Annotated in this window: 1 protein-coding gene; it reads right to left on the reverse strand. The window is 54.3% G+C overall.

All coding sequences use genetic code 11. The features are described 5' to 3' along the window. On the reverse strand, positions 1-269 hold a 269-nt coding region (locus tag RTW80_RS29400; RefSeq protein ID WP_312721652.1), incomplete at both ends, for an efflux RND transporter permease subunit.

Raw genomic sequence — 269 nt, forward strand, 5'->3', positions numbered from 1 at the left:
TCCTGACCTTCCAGGGTAAAGATAGGAATAAAGGACAGGGTGATGATCAGCAGGCTGATAAACAGTGCGGGTCCCACTTCAACGGAGGCATCGGTAATCACCTTCCAGCGGGTGGCGTTGTCAATCTGCTCACCCGGATGCTGATGATCCCACTCCTCAAGCCGCTTATGCGCATTCTCAATCATCACAATGGCGGCATCCACCATCGCACCGACGGCAATCGCTATCCCTCCCAGCGACATGATATTGGCGTTCAGTCCCTGGAAGTG

The sequence above is a fragment of the Escherichia sp. AM3 genome (genome assembly GCF_032029835.1).
Taxonomy (GTDB): Bacteria; Pseudomonadota; Gammaproteobacteria; order Enterobacterales; family Enterobacteriaceae; genus Escherichia; species Escherichia coli.